Below are 16,706 nucleotides of genomic sequence, written 5' to 3'. Positions count from 1 at the left end.
TCGCTATTTTATATCTCTATTAACAAATTCAAATATAGATATAACTAATATCAGAGCACCTGAAATAATGCCACCTAATACAGCTACTTTAGTATCAAATCCACCTAAGCCACTTGAATAGATTGGATAAGAATATGGAAATACATAAGAAATGTAAGGTAGCTCTCTTGGCAAAACCAGTCCAATAATGAATCCAATTACCCCAACAACATACGGTATCAAAGGGTTTTTAAATAATGAGCTAACCCAATTACTTATAGAAACTATCCCTGCAATACTGATGCATTGATATAAAAAGTATTTACTATAGGTAACTAAAGGGAAAGTATCTGATACATTATTTAACTTTCCTAATATTATGAGCCCAAAGAGATTTATTACTATTACAAACATTGATAAAATATATATTACAGTAAACTTACCTAAAAAAACTTTGCTCTTTTTAATTGGAAAACACATTTGTGTATTCAATGAATTATCCTTAAACTCAATCTGATAGACCACAATAGATATTATCATAATAATTATATCTATTATACTTGGCCATAGCGCAGGCCCACTATTTTGGGATATTATCAATAACCATCCACTAACGCCTTTCTGATCTGTAAAATGATTTATAGAATTAAATTGGAGATAAATTAGTAGCTGAACTAAAATTACTGAGATTATTGGTACTAAAAGTATCAACTTCCACAAAAAATTTCCTTTAAGTTTAATGAAATCTATTCTCACTAATTTTATAAGCATCAGTATTTCCCTCCGATCTTATGATGTTAAGAAATATCTCCTCTAGTGTTTCCTTATCTTCGCTTAAATGATATACATCTATTCCGCTTCCTACAAGTTCTCTATTAATTTTAGGTATATCCGCTATACCTTTTATAAAAATCTTCTTATTTTCAACTTCAACTTCGTAACCTAATTTTTTTATTTTGCTGCAGGCACTTTCAATTGGATCTGCAACTACTTTAACGTCATTTTTTCCTAAAGCCATTAGCTCATCAATTGTTCCTTGAAAGCATAATACCCCTTTATTAACAATACCTACGTGTGTGGCTATTTGTTCTATTTCACTCAATATATGACTTGATACAAGTACAGTAACTCCAATTTTATCAGGCAAACTTCTTATCATTTCTCTTATTTCAATTATCCCAAGTGGGTCTAATCCATTAGTTGGTTCGTCTAAAATCAATAATCTTGGATTGCCAATAATAGCTTTAGCAATTCCTAATCTTTGCTTCATTCCTAAAGAAAAGTTTTTTACATATTTATTCTTATTATCAGATAGCCCTACTATATCTAGTGCAGTATCTATACTTTTTTTTTCTAATCCTAATATTCTTCTTACAATATCAAGATTATCATATGCAGATAAATTACCATAGTATGATGGTGTTTCAACTAAGGCACCTACTTCTTTTAATATTTCAACTCTTTCTTTTGATATAGATTTTCCTAGAATTTCAACATCACCTTGAGTCATTTTAATTAGTCCAAGCAACATTCGAATAGTAGTAGATTTTCCTGCTCCATTAGGACCTAGAAATCCATATATACAACCCTTAGGGACTTTCAGATTAATGTTTTTAACAGCTTCTATGTCATTAAACTTCTTACTTAATCCTTTTGTTTCGACAATATACTCCATTAGTAATATACTCCTCTTACAATTATAGAATCTTTCACTTTAACATTGCGATTTTTCAGCGATATTAAAATTTTAATATGACACTTAACCTTAAGGATTAAGTGTCATATTTTATATTACAAAACAATAAGCCTATACTCTTTAATAATTTAAAAATTATTTATATATCTTAATTAATTAGCACCCAAAAACTCCACCAGAACCATAGCTTATCCAGTTACATAATCTTTGACATTCTCTAGTCAAGCTACATTTCTTACCTTGGTTACCTAAACCTTCACTATCATATCCACCTGTTACACTGTCTGTAAAGTCTTGTTCTCTTATTTCCACTAAAAGATCTCCTGCAGGGTTATTTTCACTTACAGAATATTTATTACTTAAAACTGGGTTTTTTAACATTTCAATATTTCTCATTATATTTTCCTCCTAATATACACATATTATTTAATAGGCTTATTGTCCATTGTAAGCTCTTTTTAGATAACCAAATTCTCCACATACTCCTTATTTTGGTAATCATATAATTCACAATACTTACCTCTCATGCTTATAAGTTCATCATGTGTTCCTTCCTCAACTATCTCTCCATTTTCCATTACAAAAATTTTATCTGAATTAATTATTGTAGATAATCTATGTGCTATAGTTATTCTTGTACATTTAGTCTTCTTAAAATATTCTGAAATCTTATACTCATTGACTGAATCAAGCGAGCTAGTAGCTTCATCCATGATTATTATCTGCGGTTTATTTACAACCGCTCTTGCAAGTGCTATTCTTTGCCTCTGTCCACCAGATAAATTACTTCCCATATTTGATATCAAGGTGTTGTATCCCATAGGCATGTCCTCAATTTCTTTACTAATTTGAGTTATTTCAGCAGCATACTTTACCATTTCGTAGTCTACAAAATCTCTGTTCATTTTTATATTTTCATAAATATCCTTATTAAATATAATAATTTCTTGAGGTATAACCCCAATCTTTCTTCTGAGCTTTTTTAAATTTATATCTTTGATAGACACTCCATCAAAAATTATATCTCCACTCTTAGGCATATAAAGTCCAATCAACATCTTTCCTAATGTACTTTTACCTGATCCTGACTTACCCACAATAGCAACATTCTGACCCTTTTCAATTCTCATATTTATATTTTTCAAAACGTCTTTAGAATGCTTTGTAAAGGAAAAAGTCACATTCTTTAACTCTATAGCCCCTTTTATTTCGTTATCTCCGTTATTTTCTAGACCTTTTTCAATATTCTGATCATTGATATCCTTTATTCTCTCTAGGTATTGAGTAACTAATGAAAAATTATTGACTGACATAAAACAAGTTACTGCAAGAGAAAAGAACATATTTGCCATTGTATAAAAAGATATTAATGTTCCTAATGTGATATTACCATTCACATATATACTTACCCCTATAAAAATAATGGAAAAAGGGGCTAAATTTTTGATTAGCATAGTAATTGTATTATAGCCATTTTGATATAGCTCTCTCATTTTTGATTTTTCAATTGTTGAATCAAATTGTCTAATCCATCTGTTGTATATTTCATCTTCTATTCCAGAAGACTTAATAATTTGAATTGAACTCAACATTTCTATTTGTAAGGTTTGCAACTTGGAGGATTCTATGATCTCATAATGATTGTTCTCAAGTATTTTTTTATTAGAAAAATACATTATGACACCTGTACCAACAAATAAAATCATTACTACGCCAGTAAGCAATAGTGATTTGCTAAACATATATCCTAAAATTATTAACATACTCCCACAATCTATAAAAAAACTAATCAACTTTTCGGAATATAGATTACGGATTATACCTAAACTCTCTATTCTAAATGTAATATCTCCAATTGATCTGTTCTCGAAAAACTTATAAGGTAACTTCAAAAGATGTTTAAAAATATCTTTGCAAAGTACGTTATATATCAAAACTTTAAAACTAACTTGTTTCCTCCCACATATAAATAACACAATTCCATATAATATAAATGCAGCAATAATAACAGAATTTCTTTTTATATTAAAGATAGATTTTATATCCCCTGAGGAAATGCCATCTATGATACCTTGAATAAGTATAGGAAAATATAGGGTAATCAAGTATGACATTATGGAAAAAATCATAATTTCAAACAGCAGCTTTTTATCCTTGAACATTAGATATAGATAATGAAACCATACATTGTCTTTTTTCCTACAAGGTACAAAATTATCTGTAGGTGTGGCCGTCAAGGAATATGACGAAAATTTTTCATCTAATTCCTCAATACTTATCTTTCTCCGTCCTATACTAGGATCTACTATAACTGCATTTTTCTCATTAATACTCTCAAGGACCACAAAATGCTTACTTTCCCAATGAATTATTGCAGGTAGGGTTATCTTTCTCAAGCCCATTGAGTTACTTCTGTATGCTTTAACCTCAAAGTTCAGTTTCTTCATTAAATCCATAATATTTCTTAGACTTAAACCATCTCTTCCAACATCAACATATTCTCTCAAAGTGCTAAGCGATCTATTGTCACCATAGTATTTTAGTAACATAGCTACGCAACAAAATCCACATTCAGTTTGTATAAGTTGAGGTACATATGGAACTTTTCTTTTTCGTTCTGATTTCATCATCATCACCTCACCAAAACTATTTTATAACACCTCTAACGCCAATACAGATGGTAAACTGCTATTATGCAATCTTATTAATTCATATCCTATTCCTGAGATCCCTAGCATGAAATTAACAGTCTCCACTTTTAAGGGGTTTGCACACTCTATACCAGTTGCCACCATATTGTTACATATCTTATTAGTAATCTCATATACTTCTTTCATCAGCATATGATCATTGGAAGTTTTAGCTATTGATAAAAGACAATCAATATTTCCTAAACTTCCATGACAAAGGCTATGGTTAATATCATCATTAAAGCCCTCAACAAGCGTTTTTTTCACTCCACGTTCTATATCCTTGTCTACCATATTTATGTCAACATCTTTTAGAAATCTTTTTGAAATAGATCTTGATAAAGCTATTCCTGAAGCACCATGGCACCAGTACACAGGATCAGACTCTTTGTTCTCATGTCTAAGATCCATCCAATTACCTTTTTCAAAATCTATGTGTTGGTTCTCTTTTACTACTAATGCTTTAGCTAAATCGTAGTACTCATCGTTTTTTAGATGATGAGATAGAGCAAATAGTGCTGCACTAAATCCTGCATATCCATGAGAAAAACCAGTTAAGTAATTATCATATGATTTAGACAATTCAGAGTATAGACTCTCCCCGCACTTCTGCATTAATTGAAGAACTATAGTATCATTTTCCTTTGAGTAAATATTTGAAAGGATTATGCTCAAGCCAGCAGTTCCATCTATAACATCAATTTGTTTATTTGAAAAACTTAAATCTAATAGGTTCTGAACACACTGTCTATATTTATCATAAAAGAATCTATCGTTAAATAACTGCCATAAGTTATAATAGATATACAATAATGATCCTATGCCAGTAAAAGCACCTGGAGATGTCATCTCAAATTCTGGTTTATTATAGATTTCTTCATATCCTTCTATAATTGAATATGCTATGTTTTTATAATTATCATTTCCTGTTTCTTTTGCAAGTGTTGCAAAAAAGAGAATAACCCCTGCACCTTCATATAAGTTTCTATTTAATGAGCCATACTTTATGGTCCCCTCTAACTGAACGTTAAGAGCCATAAAGGAACATTTACTTTTTGCAGAATTCCAGATACAAATATCTTCTATATGTTCTGCAATCTTTATAGCTAACTCAATAAATTTATTATCACTTATATCTTTTAAACTAGCATTATCAAAAGCTCTACTAACATACCTTTGTTTGAAGTTATGTGAATCTTGAATATTAACAAGACTAGCTATTGATCCTTTAATATAGAGTATTTGCTTCTCTTTGTCTTTTTTATTTATTAGTCCAATTCTTTCTAATACTAATTCACGCATTGTTTTTTCGAAGTAGTTTGGTAAACAAGTTCCATCAGCTCCATACAAATCCCTACTATTAAAATCCGCCCAAAAATATGGAACATCATTTTTATACAATTGATTTATTTCTGATTCAATTCTACATTTTGTCTCTTCATTAAGTTTATTTTTCCCAAATAAATAAGAAAACACTTTAACTCTACTTTCAAATTTATCTGTATATACAGGATGAATTGCAGCATCTATAAACTTAACATATTTGGCTGTTGCTCTTAATACTTGCCTATACTTACCACTAAATATCTCATTATCTCCGATTAGATTCATTATCTCTTCTTTATTGCTTATAAAAAATTCGTAGCCTTCATCCAATCCCATTACAATTTCAGGTACATAATCCTGCAGTTCAACTAACTTCCCTTGAAATCTTACTCTATTTTGTTTTTCATCAATACTTCCTTTAACTCTCTCATAGCCTATCTCATCAGTCCCCACATTTAATATTCTACTAAATTCAATATCCTCTGTAGATCCAATGCCCCCATTCAATCCACTCATGTCCACATCAAACCTTAGCATTTCAAGGTTTTGTGGAATCATCAATGTTCCATAAATAGATTGATCTATCTCTCGAGCATATGCTTCAGCTAGACTATAAAAACTTTCACTTTCCCCTAACTGTACCTTTCTATTACTTAACACTGTTTCTAAATCGATCGGTACAGGGTATTGACCATGTGCTATAAGATTTTCGTAATGAAAATCTTTAGATTTTATTATATTAAATATTGCTATAAAAGCACCTATTCTATAGAAATGAGCCTTGATTTGCTCTTCATTTTCGCATTCCACATATGTTACAAACTCCTGCCAACCGTAGGTATCTTTGTTAATTACCCTTGATAATTTTAAGTCGTACCTCAAATAATTAGCAGCATTTATATATTCCAAAAATCTACCAAAAGATTCATCCGCATCCATAGAGTGAGGTTTATACACTACTCTTTTATCGCCACGAAACTCCAATATAATAACTGACTTTCCACCATTATGAGTATCCCCTTCATCTAAAGATATCTTATTTAGTACATTAATATTTAAACTAAACTTTTCTTTTATTTCTTCAAAGTCATTTACAAGCTTTTCTAAGCACTCTCTAAGGTGACTTATTTTAGTCTCACTCTTATTTAAAATTAAAAATGCTAATACTGGGTTTTCCTCGATAATCTTCATCCTTTTTTCACCAGTAAGAAGATCTTCGAAATATTCATATCTAGAGAACTTGTCTTCTCCCATCAATTGATTATTTTCTTTCATTTTATACAGTTCAGAAATTAAAACTTTTTTGCATAAATCAATCATATCCATACGAAATGAAACTAGACAATTTAGCACTACTTTATCAACATCTATATTAAATTGTTTATTATTTAATTCTAATAATATATCTCTAAGGCTTAATTCAAAAAAGATTAATATTTCTTTATAAAAATTATCAAATATATTGGTTTTTTCAAGTCTATTTACTTGTAAGCTTTTTGAATCTTGTATATTCATATGGTTATTTATTATTTGCTTCACTTGGCTTACGTAATCTACATTTATCATCCTCATACATCCCTTCAAAATATAAGCATTATAATAGTATTAATTTTATATACAAATTAATCTGCTATGGAGTTAAAACTAAATTAATCTATAGTTATAATGATTGCTAGTATTATTACTTGCAATATCCTGTGCACGCTTTGCTTGGACAGGCTACTTCAGTAACTACTATAACTGTCAATCCTGTAATTGCACATGCTAGTGTAGTTGTAAATGCACCTACAACATCAGCTTCATTTGATATCTCTTCTAGTTCTTCAACAGATACATAACCGGTTGATAATTTATACTTATTTTCCATTGCAGAATCCTCCCTATAATTTATAATTCTTAAGCTTATCTTATATTTTATTTACAGTAACTTGTGCAAGCACCAGTCTCACAAACTGCAACTGTTGCAACACTTACAGTTGCCTTTGTAATTAAAGTAACAATTGTAATTATTGCAGGAGTTCCTGCTCCCTGTCCTTCTGTAGAAACCTCTTCAAGTTCTTCTACTGAAACAAATCCTGTTATATCATCATATCTATTCATAATTTACCTCCCAAATATTAACACTATTATAATGAATTCTTGATTGTTCTCTATAAGAAATATAGCTTTCTAATTGAAATGTACTTTGCAAACCTCCTATCAAAACTAAGGCAAGCTTTGAATATAGCTTTACAATTATTAGCTTATACAGGCTTTATTTTATTAATGGCAATATCCTGTACATGCTCCAGTTTCACAAACTACAGCAGTTGCAACTTTTATAGTTAATCCTACTGTAGCAATTACTGCGCATGGAGTTCCAGTTCCACCATACTCATCCGAAACATTTTCCAACTCCTCAACTTCAATAAATCCAGTTAATTGTTTATAATCTTTCATAAATTTTACCTCCTTCTTTATTTACATCATTAAAACTTTAATAATATATAAAAATTTCTACTATAAATATTAATTTAGTATCTTAATTTCATATCCATAGCAGATTAAATTTGTATCAAGGTATTTTTACTCTAAAAATAGTACAGATGGTATGGCATCAGGAGCAGAAAACCTAAGTAGTGAATACCCAAATCCAGCCAAACCGACCATTAAACTATAGGACTCAACCCCTCTAAAGGACTTTCCTTTCCATCTTTGAGTGATTACCTGTTCGTAAATATCATCAAATATCATTTTGCATTCATCCTTTAGTTTATTATCCATTAGCTTCTCTGCAGCTATATATAATATTTCTAAGTTACCTAAATCTCCATGACATAAAGATGGATTGTTTCCGAAAGATTTTCTTCTTGTTGTAACCAAAGCACTCTTAATCTCCTGATCCAAATTATTATCGTCAAAGGAAGAAAACTTTGTTAGGCACTTGCTTAGCAGTATTCCTGGTGCCCCGTGACACCACCCGAAGGCAATCTCTTCTTTTTTATTAGTCTTAAACCAATTGTCTTCTTCTTTTATATATAGAGCCCGCTCAAACTCAAGTGCTTCTTTTATTACCACTTTCAAATCACTTGTATTTTCTATCCAACACTCTTCTAGTAGTTGACTAAGATATGCTATTACCCCTGCATTTCCATGTGAAAATCCTGTTGATTTCATTATATGTCCCCAAGCTACTCCGCCAATATCAGTACTTTCCTTTTCATTAATTAAGTGTTTACAGCACTTATTGACTATTGATTTCATAATAGAATCCAATTCAGGATAATTATTAGCTTTTATCATTGGTAATAGCACAGCTATACACCCAACTGATCCACCTATCAGATCGTATTGTTTGTCCATCAAAACTATATCATCTAGATATCTAATATATTTTTCAATATATTTTTTATCAGATTCTACTCCGCTATATCTAACAAGCTTATCAAATACATAAATAGTTCCACTTAGCCCGTTAAAGGCTCCAATAGAAAACGGATGATTTCTAGGTGCATTGTCTATAAATTTCCTCCTGGATTCCAAAGCTTCACTAGCTGCTTTTATAAACTCTTCCTTACCTGTAACAAATCCTAGGTATATGAGAAATAGTGCAATACCTCCATTTCCATTATAAAGATCGTCTCCTATTGGACTTATTCCTACGCCTACTTCATTTCTTCCAGATAATATAGCACTTACCCATGTTCTATTGTTCTTATCACTACTATCTAAAATACTGTTCTCTAAAATATAATTTCCAATTTCAACTGCTAAATCTATATATTTAGTCGTATCAATACTAGTTTTTTTACCTCTAAGCTTATCAAAACTTATTGGTGTTTTATCTTTATCATAATCATTCTCTTTGCTCTTAAATGCAATCTCAATGATTCTTAACTGTAAATTCAAATCCTCTTTTGAAAAGGACATAATCCTTTTATATACTGTATCTAAAGGAGTTTCAGTTAAGAAATTTATATACTCGTTTCCTCTCATATCATATATATTTCTACAATTCAGCTTACAATTAAAGCAAGGAACTTCGGTATTAAGTAAGCTATTAAACTCCAGCTTTACGATATCATTCTTATCTTCGTCTATATTACTTCCTATCCTACTAAAAAATACAACTCTATCTTCGTAATTTCTTAGTAAATCCGGATGGTAGCTTGTATTAAGCAATTGAGTATAATCCCTAGTAGGTCTTAGTATTATCCTATTGATGCTACCTTCAAAAATATCTTTTATTAAATCGTAATACTGCTCTTTGTTTGCCAGTATTACATTGTAACTAGTTTTAAACCCGTCTATTAAATTATCAATAAAGCATTCAGATTTCTGAATCATTCCGTTTAATTTTGGATTGTTTTTTTCAGGTTCCATTTTTAAATGTTCTCTTATTACTTCCACATGATCGGTATTCTGATCTTTTATCACATAAGACTTGAAAGGTGATTTTTGATCTGTAGCACCACCGAGACCACTTATATCAAGCATTGCATCAGAGTTTTCTTCATTCATCAGATAATAAGGTAAAATACCTATTGACTGTACTGAGTTTTCTATAACCGTATTTGCCATTTTTTGAGACTCAGTTTCATACCCATCATAATGAACCTTTACATATGGATGGAATAAGGTTTCTAAATCAATAAGCATAGGGTTTGCACCATCAGCAATTATATTTTCACAATGAAAATCTACTGCATTTAATGAATGTAATATGGCAATAAGTTGTCCCATTCTTTTATAGAATTCTTCAACTTCTTTAATTGATTTACATTCATTATTATCAACGTACCCAACTAATCCAAAATCGATTTTATTAATTATTTTTAATTTCTTTATTGGTAATATATTTGTTTTTTCTTTCTTTTCTATCCATTCTAAAATACTTTGAAAACCAATATCCATTTTTAAATTTCTAGGCTTATACATTAATTTAAAGCCATTTATAAATTCTATTTTTGTAACAGTCTTTCCTGAGTGATGTTCATCTCCCATGCCAGTTTTGATACTTTCAATCTTTAATTCCTTAATATTTCTTTCATAAACTAAAGAAATATCATCTAAGTTATTCTTTATATTGGTCAAAACTTCATAGATAAATTCAAAGTAATGTTCCGATTTTACTCGCATTATTTTAGTGAGTTCTTTATATTCTGAATATAAATTCGATAAATATTTTTTATCATTCAATACTGAGAAATGAAAATACTCAAATCTAGCTCTATCTGTATTACCTTTTAATTTTTTATCCATTCTAGCAATATTAACCTCTAAAATAAGAACCCTAGATGCATAACTTGATAGCTGCTGTAACAGGCTATATATGCACTCGTTAAAAAATTTCTCTATGTTATATACAAGGTCTAATTCACTTATTAGCGCCACCCACTTTTTAAGGCATAAATTGATATACGGTTCATAAAAAAAGAAAAATGGAATTGTGTTTCTGAACTCTGAAACAAACTGATCTAATCTATCAAATCTTTCTTCATTCAAAATATCATTAAAATTTTCATCTATAATTTCTTTATTCAATAAAGCATCTGCTAAATTATCAATATCACATTCCGAAACTTTCTTAGTTAATTCTCTTAGCTTGTCTTCATTGGAAGCCTCCGGAACTATCTTTAACCAATATTTTTTAACATCTTGCGTAGTAATCTCCATATTATCACCTATCCATTTAATATTTGTATCTTTTTTTCATTTTCTAGAAGTATATGTAACCCTTCTTATCGTTCACTGGAAATCAGGGACAATTTATTAATAACATATATTGTAATTTTGTTAAATATATTTTCCTTAATGTATCTCTTATTAATCATAAATAGAACATTTAGTTATTCAGACCATTTTAGGACACATTTTATATTATTCAGGAAAAAAAGGTAAGCGAATTCTACTAAAAATAGATTCCACTCACCTTCTAAACGTATTTATTTTATCTATGCCAATCTTACTATCTACATGACAATTTTATAATTAAACCTATATCTTAATAAACTCTACTTATAATTCTACAAAAATTTAAAAAGATATGTATAGTTTTAGCTTTGTTCATCTTTAATAATAGACTTCATAATACTATTCATTTTCATAATTAATGCAATTTACACCTTAAATAGTTAATATAATCAATCTAGCCTTTTAGGAAAAATATTTAAGCTTTTAGGAAATTAGTTCCAAAATATATTTCTTTAATGCTATAATAAAAACAATTACAGAAAAACTTTACATAGGAGGTATACTATGAAAAAACTTAATTTTAAAAAAGGGTTAGCTCTTACTATTTGTGCATTATCTATGGTTCTTGCAGAAACTGCTTCCTCAATGTGCCTGTTTTTGCTGGCTAAGGAACCTAAGATGCCCGAATCTTTATACAAAAGAGATTAGTTTGTGTTCCTAATTACCAATTCCTGTTGAAATATTAAATCTTTGACTTTAGTATGCAAAAACACATTTGCATACTTTTCTTCAATTATCGTCCTAACTATATTCAACCCAAGTCCTCTACCATTTCCTTTTGTTGAGAAGTTATCTCTATATATCATATATACAGAAGGGGTGTCTTCAGAGCAAGAATTACGGATTATAAATGTTGTGTTTTTTTCTTGTTTAACTACTGTTAAGTTAATAAACTTGTCATCACATAGCTCTGCTGCTTCTATTGCATTATCCAAAAGTATACCTATAATCCTACAGATATCAATCTCAGCCATATGTAACTTTTCTATAGGATCTAAGATTTCTACTACAACTTTAATTTTTTTTGAGGTAGCATTAATGATTTTAGAAGACAATAGCCCTTTTAAAGAGCTCATCTGAATATTTTTAAGCAAATATAGGTTACTATCCATTTTCATCATTTTTTTATTTTCTAACTCTAATTCGTTTTCGTAAAAGTATTTTAATCCGTTAATATCTTCCCTTTCTATATAACTTGATAATATAGTCATTATATTATTGTAATCATGTTTAAACTTTTTCAAATCAGCGGTCATTTTTTCAATCATATTAGTATATTCCGATAATCGTTGCAATTCTAAATCTTTAAATTCGCATTGAAGCTTATTCATAATATCTTTACGATAAAAATATAGTACTATAATTACTACAATAAAGTTAATTGCTGTGCTACAAGCGTTAAGAGTTATTACAAAGTTGTCTATATTCCTAACAAAATATTTATATGCAAATACATCTATATATATATTACATAAAACAAATCCTATATAAAGTAATATAGGAACATTGTTTCTCAGTTTTTTTACAATTCCATCATCGTATATATATGATATAGCGAAAATCCTTCTTAATATAGCACTTATTACACAGGATAGGATTACTATTATTAATGCTATAATTAAATATTCTAAAGACACTTTTGGTATAATATTAAAATTTATATTAAAAAATATTGCAGCACAAAAACCAACTACAGCATCACTAAGAGCAAAAACAAGATCAGTAAGAATAACTAGAAATATAGAATAATTTAATTTTCCTACATTTTTTAAACAGTAAAATAATAGAATTATAGTTGTAAAAGGCATAAGTAAAAAGTGCTTTCCATACATAACAAAAATTAAACCTATAGATGTATTACCTATAATAAATAAAATAATACTCTTATTTATATTAGCCCCACTCAAAATATGAAAAATGCTTAAAAAACCTAAAGATAAAACCATTATATACATACAGTAATATGCTAAGTTATACATTTTTTAGTATCCCCTTCATATACCGCTTGGAAATATAGCATGTATCACCATTTTTCATATTTATAACTAAATTAGATTTATCTAATGATTTTATATTTCTTGTGTTTACAATATATGACCTATGACATTTATAAAAATAACCAGGCACTATCTTCTCTATTTCTTTAAGTGAGCTGTAAAAATCTATAATCTCATCTTTAGTGTGTAATCTTATTCTATGATCTTTTCCGGTTTCAAAAAACATAATATCATCAGGAATTAAATTAATAATTCTGTTTCCTATATCTAAGGAAATATAATCTTTTTCATAACTTTTTACCCTGTTAAGATCATCACTTATCTCTTTTAGACATTCTCTAATCTTGACTTTTAAGTTTTCCATATTTCCTTTAATTATATAGTCCATAGCTTGTACCTTGTATTCGAAGGTTAGAAGCGTTAATTCTGCATGAGATGTTACAAATATTATATACCCTTTTGGATCATGTCTTCTTATTAGTCTAGCCAACTCTATCCCATTTATTTTATCTTCAAGCTCTACATCTAAAAAATACACATAATCTTTATCTTTGTGTAGCATTATCTTTTCAAGTATCTCTTTAGGATTGCAAGTACTAACAGCTAAATTAATATTAAGCCTTAATTTTTCAGCTTCTTTCATGATAGCTTCCTCAAGTTGAAGTCTTTGCACGTCATTATCTTCACAAATCATAATATCCATCACCATTTCCCCCTTCAATTTACAATTATAACACTCACTTGTAATATAATAACATTATGTTTATTTTTTTTCAATTTTCTGTTATTATATTTTCAAAAGGGGTAAGCATGACTCCTTTGTAAATATATGTTATAATTGTAACTATAACGCAATTGTTGTATATGGAGGTTGTTTATATGGATGTAGCAGAAAAGCTAAGTATTGCTTGTACACAATTTATAAAAAATAACATTGATATACCAGATATAAATTTGAAAAAAGTAGAGTATGGAATCCAAGTTATTATTATAAACTTTATAAAACTCTCACTAATTCTAATTATTTCTTTTATTTTCAAAGTTACTAATTATATAGCAGTTGCCTTAATAAGTTTTGGAGCTTTGAGAATTTTTAGTTGCGGCCTACATGCTGATTCTAATTTTAAGTGTAATATTACCAATATTATTTTATTTTTTGGAAACATATACCTCAGCAGTACTCTCAACTTAGTTCACATTTCAAAAGTAATTATAATTATTTTAAGCTTAGTACTATTAGTGTTATATTCACCTGCTGATACTGAAGACAGACCCTTGCTAAGCAAAAAATTGCGACGTAAGCTCAAGCTCTTCTCAATTATATCAGCTACTATTCTTGGACTAATTTCAATATATTATATAAATAATATATACTCCAGCATAATTATTTTATCAATTTTTGAAGCCGCACTACTTACAACACCTATAATGTATCGAATCTTCAAAAAACAATATAACAATTATAAAAATTATAGTTGTTAAGTTAATTGTTTTATTTAAATGAAAGGCGGAAAATTAATGTATAACATTGGCTACTTAATACTTAGTTTTTTGTATTACTTTCTATTTTTTATTATACCAATATACTGTCGCTTAAAATTCAAGGATAAAGTTAGTCCAACATCTTTTTTAAAGCTTAGCAATAGTCCTGCAAAAGGAGTACTCATTGGACTTTTACTTTCATCAATCTATATATTACTATTACTTATAAAAAATCTCATCACCGGGTGGAAAACACCTAATTTTAACATTGGGGTATTATGGATAAGCTTTTTATTTGTAGGTATATTAGAAGAAATTCCTTTTAGAGGTTTTTTACTTCAGAAACTTAAATCAAAGACTGGTTTTTTTATAGCGAATCTTATAACCAGTTTTCTTTTTGTAATTATGCATTATCCTTTATGGATATCTAATAACATAAATCTAATACATTCCTCTATATCTATCTATATAGTTAGCTTGCTATACGGCTACATTTTTAATGAATTTGATTCCTTATGGATTACAATAGTATGTCACTCCTTCTTCAATCTAACTACTTGGTTAGGATTTCGATGATTTAATATGCTAATAAATATAAAAGATCTGCACTCAAATCTTTATAAATTTTAGTGCAGATCTTATTTTCATCAATTTTTTAATAGTATTTTCTTTATTTCTTCTATAGTTAATCCACTGATTTTCAATTTATTAATTTCATCTAACCGTTTAAGAGAATCTATTCTAGGGTACCTTCTAACTAGTCTATTATCCACCTGTTCAAAAGGTATTAAGCCTTCTTCCGTATAATATTTTAATGTGCTATACCTCATACCAGAAAGCTGAACTAGTTCACTAATTGTTACTAATTCAGAATTTTGTATTTTATCTATACTTCTTGGTCTAGACATCTTTATACTAGGCCTGTTAGGATATCAACAACTAGCGTTACAAAAGAAAATACTTCAATATCTGAAATAGATTTCTTGATTATTTTAAACTTTTCAGTGGCCTTATTTTCATATAATTGATTCATCTTGTTTTTTATAGCTTTATATTCATATTCAGAGAAATAGGACATTAACAGTTTGTTGCTGTCTAAAATTAAAGAAAGATACATTGTTTTTTCATCTATAGCGCCCTCTTCTAATAATTCTGCTCTTATCCTTTGAATAATTAAATCTCCAGTATTGTAGATATCCACATATTGCTTTTTTGCTTTTCCCATTGCCGAAGTATCACTCAAGCTCTGAATATCCTTTTTTTCTTCAATACTTTTTATAATAGAGTCGTATATACTATTGCGTATTTTAGAATGAGAATAAAAATACTGCATCCAACTCTTAAAATCTATTACTTTTTTTGAACTCAATATCTGTAGCATAGTATCTTTATACTCTATTCCAGTAGGGTTAGAATCTTTAATAACAACTTGCTTATTTTCATTAAGGATTACCTTATCTTCTAAAAACAGTTCAATAAATATTGCTGCTATTGAATATATTTTACTATTTCCAATCTTGACTTTTTTTGATTTAGCTAGATCTTTTCCAAGCAAAGATAAAACTGCAAACTCCTCTGCTATTGACAACTCTAAATGTTTAACCTTCATATTCGACACACCTCCACAAATTTTCAACTTTATTGTTACTTACTACTTACTACTTATTATATTCTTCTTTTCTATATAAATCAACTATACGTTTTAAAATTTTAACTCTATCTAAGCATTTTTAACACCCTATAACTATTTTATATAAGTACATTAACATCTCCATCTTGTGGCGATAGAGAAAGTAATATTGA

Annotated in this window: 16 protein-coding genes; 3 read left to right on the top strand and 13 right to left on the bottom strand. The window is 28.8% G+C overall.

Annotation, left to right across the window (positions count from 1 at the left end; genetic code table 11):
- Positions 1–3: 3 nt before the first annotated feature.
- The 9 genes from JHL18_RS24435 to JHL18_RS24395 form a co-directional block, all read right to left on the bottom strand.
- Complete coding sequence (locus JHL18_RS24435; RefSeq protein ID WP_200274181.1) at positions 4–750, bottom strand: ABC transporter permease; 747 nt, start codon at positions 748–750, stop codon at positions 4–6.
- Positions 716–1,654: an ABC transporter ATP-binding protein gene (locus JHL18_RS24430; RefSeq protein ID WP_200274179.1), complete on the bottom strand. Its 939-nt coding sequence runs from the start codon at positions 1,652–1,654 to the stop codon at positions 716–718. The genes JHL18_RS24435 and JHL18_RS24430 overlap by 35 nt, the downstream gene beginning before the upstream one ends.
- A gap of 177 nt (positions 1,655–1,831) precedes the next feature.
- Entirely contained in the window at positions 1,832–2,071 is a 240-nt protein-coding gene (locus JHL18_RS24425) for a plantaricin C family lantibiotic (RefSeq protein ID WP_200274177.1), read from the bottom strand.
- 62 nt (positions 2,072–2,133) lie between these two features.
- Entirely contained in the window at positions 2,134–4,302 is a 2,169-nt protein-coding gene (locus JHL18_RS24420; RefSeq protein WP_200274175.1) for a peptidase domain-containing ABC transporter, read from the bottom strand.
- Positions 4,303–4,326: 24 nt separating this feature from the next.
- On the bottom strand, positions 4,327–7,257 hold the full coding sequence (locus tag JHL18_RS24415) for a type 2 lanthipeptide synthetase LanM family protein (RefSeq protein ID WP_200274173.1): 2,931 nt from the start codon (positions 7,255–7,257) through the stop codon (positions 4,327–4,329).
- Between the two features lie 115 nt (positions 7,258–7,372).
- Positions 7,373–7,558: a class II lanthipeptide, LchA2/BrtA2 family gene (locus JHL18_RS24410; protein ID WP_200274171.1), complete on the bottom strand. Its 186-nt coding sequence runs from the start codon at positions 7,556–7,558 to the stop codon at positions 7,373–7,375.
- A 47-nt stretch (positions 7,559–7,605) separates the two neighbouring features.
- Positions 7,606–7,791 carry a hypothetical protein gene (locus tag JHL18_RS24405; protein ID WP_200274169.1) on the bottom strand — a complete coding sequence of 62 codons (186 nt, stop codon included), beginning with the start codon at positions 7,789–7,791 and terminating at the stop codon, positions 7,606–7,608.
- A 162-nt stretch (positions 7,792–7,953) separates the two neighbouring features.
- Positions 7,954–8,130 (bottom strand): hypothetical protein, encoded by a 177-nt coding sequence (locus JHL18_RS24400; RefSeq protein ID WP_200274167.1) that lies wholly within the window; start codon positions 8,128–8,130, stop codon positions 7,954–7,956.
- A 126-nt stretch (positions 8,131–8,256) separates the two neighbouring features.
- Positions 8,257–11,346, bottom strand: a complete 3,090-nt coding sequence (locus JHL18_RS24395; RefSeq protein ID WP_200274165.1) for a type 2 lanthipeptide synthetase LanM family protein — start codon at positions 11,344–11,346, stop codon at positions 8,257–8,259.
- A 582-nt stretch (positions 11,347–11,928) separates the two neighbouring features.
- Here JHL18_RS24395 and JHL18_RS24390 point away from each other — a divergent pair.
- Positions 11,929–12,072: a cyclic lactone autoinducer peptide gene (locus JHL18_RS24390; RefSeq protein ID WP_200274163.1), complete on the top strand. Its 144-nt coding sequence runs from the start codon at positions 11,929–11,931 to the stop codon at positions 12,070–12,072.
- Here JHL18_RS24390 and JHL18_RS24385 read toward each other — a convergent pair.
- Positions 12,069–13,403, bottom strand: a complete 1,335-nt coding sequence (locus JHL18_RS24385; RefSeq protein WP_200274161.1) for a sensor histidine kinase — start codon at positions 13,401–13,403, stop codon at positions 12,069–12,071. The genes JHL18_RS24390 and JHL18_RS24385 overlap by 4 nt on opposite strands.
- Positions 13,396–14,124 (bottom strand): LytR/AlgR family response regulator transcription factor, encoded by a 729-nt coding sequence (locus JHL18_RS24380; protein WP_243278154.1) that lies wholly within the window; start codon positions 14,122–14,124, stop codon positions 13,396–13,398. Before JHL18_RS24380 ends, JHL18_RS24385 begins: the two co-directional genes overlap by 8 nt.
- A gap of 176 nt (positions 14,125–14,300) precedes the next feature.
- Here JHL18_RS24380 and JHL18_RS24375 point away from each other — a divergent pair, with 176 nt between their 5' ends.
- Both JHL18_RS24375 and JHL18_RS24370 read left to right on the top strand, forming a co-directional pair.
- Positions 14,301–14,903, top strand: coding sequence for an accessory gene regulator B family protein (locus JHL18_RS24375; protein ID WP_200274157.1), 603 nt, complete (start codon positions 14,301–14,303; stop codon positions 14,901–14,903).
- Between the two features lie 18 nt (positions 14,904–14,921).
- The gene (locus JHL18_RS24370; RefSeq protein ID WP_338025505.1) at positions 14,922–15,479 is read left to right on the top strand and encodes a CPBP family intramembrane glutamic endopeptidase; all 558 of its coding nucleotides are present in this window, start codon (positions 14,922–14,924) and stop codon (positions 15,477–15,479) included.
- A gap of 71 nt (positions 15,480–15,550) precedes the next feature.
- On the opposite strand, the gene JHL18_RS24365 is transcribed toward JHL18_RS24370, so the two are convergent.
- On the bottom strand, positions 15,551–15,811 hold the full coding sequence (locus JHL18_RS24365; RefSeq protein WP_200274153.1) for a helix-turn-helix domain-containing protein: 261 nt from the start codon (positions 15,809–15,811) through the stop codon (positions 15,551–15,553).
- 2 nt (positions 15,812–15,813) lie between these two features.
- The gene (locus JHL18_RS24360; RefSeq protein WP_200274151.1) at positions 15,814–16,512 is read right to left on the bottom strand and encodes a GPP34 family phosphoprotein; all 699 of its coding nucleotides are present in this window, start codon (positions 16,510–16,512) and stop codon (positions 15,814–15,816) included.
- Between the last annotated feature and the right edge of the window lie 194 nt (positions 16,513–16,706).

The organism is Clostridium yunnanense (assembly GCF_016595795.1).
GTDB lineage: Bacteria > Bacillota > Clostridia > Clostridiales > Clostridiaceae > Clostridium_AR > Clostridium_AR yunnanense.
The sequence above is the reverse complement of the archived record's forward strand: the minus strand, read 5'-3'. Positions and strand labels throughout refer to the sequence as shown.

Coding starts and splice junctions, on each gene's coding strand:
- JHL18_RS24430 (WP_200274179.1), bottom strand. CDS start 1,654: ATGGAGTATATTGTCGAAACAAAAGGATTAAGTAAGAAGTTTAATGAC.
- JHL18_RS24370 (WP_338025505.1), top strand. CDS start 14,922: ATGAAAGGCGGAAAATTAATGTATAACATTGGCTACTTAATACTTAGT.
- JHL18_RS24420 (WP_200274175.1), bottom strand. CDS start 4,302: ATGAAATCAGAACGAAAAAGAAAAGTTCCATATGTACCTCAACTTATA.
- JHL18_RS24390 (WP_200274163.1), top strand. CDS start 11,929: ATGAAAAAACTTAATTTTAAAAAAGGGTTAGCTCTTACTATTTGTGCA.
- JHL18_RS24375 (WP_200274157.1), top strand. CDS start 14,301: ATGGATGTAGCAGAAAAGCTAAGTATTGCTTGTACACAATTTATAAAA.
- JHL18_RS24425 (WP_200274177.1), bottom strand. CDS start 2,071: ATGAGAAATATTGAAATGTTAAAAAACCCAGTTTTAAGTAATAAATAT.
- JHL18_RS24395 (WP_200274165.1), bottom strand. CDS start 11,346: ATGGAGATTACTACGCAAGATGTTAAAAAATATTGGTTAAAGATAGTT.
- JHL18_RS24365 (WP_200274153.1), bottom strand. CDS start 15,811: ATGTCTAGACCAAGAAGTATAGATAAAATACAAAATTCTGAATTAGTA.
- JHL18_RS24410 (WP_200274171.1), bottom strand. CDS start 7,558: ATGGAAAATAAGTATAAATTATCAACCGGTTATGTATCTGTTGAAGAA.
- JHL18_RS24435 (WP_200274181.1), bottom strand. CDS start 750: ATGCTTATAAAATTAGTGAGAATAGATTTCATTAAACTTAAAGGAAAT.
- JHL18_RS24380 (WP_243278154.1), bottom strand. CDS start 14,124: ATGGATATTATGATTTGTGAAGATAATGACGTGCAAAGACTTCAACTT.
- JHL18_RS24405 (WP_200274169.1), bottom strand. CDS start 7,791: ATGAATAGATATGATGATATAACAGGATTTGTTTCAGTAGAAGAACTT.
- JHL18_RS24360 (WP_200274151.1), bottom strand. CDS start 16,512: ATGAAGGTTAAACATTTAGAGTTGTCAATAGCAGAGGAGTTTGCAGTT.
- JHL18_RS24400 (WP_200274167.1), bottom strand. CDS start 8,130: ATGAAAGATTATAAACAATTAACTGGATTTATTGAAGTTGAGGAGTTG.
- JHL18_RS24385 (WP_200274161.1), bottom strand. CDS start 13,403: ATGTATAACTTAGCATATTACTGTATGTATATAATGGTTTTATCTTTA.
- JHL18_RS24415 (WP_200274173.1), bottom strand. CDS start 7,257: ATGATAAATGTAGATTACGTAAGCCAAGTGAAGCAAATAATAAATAAC.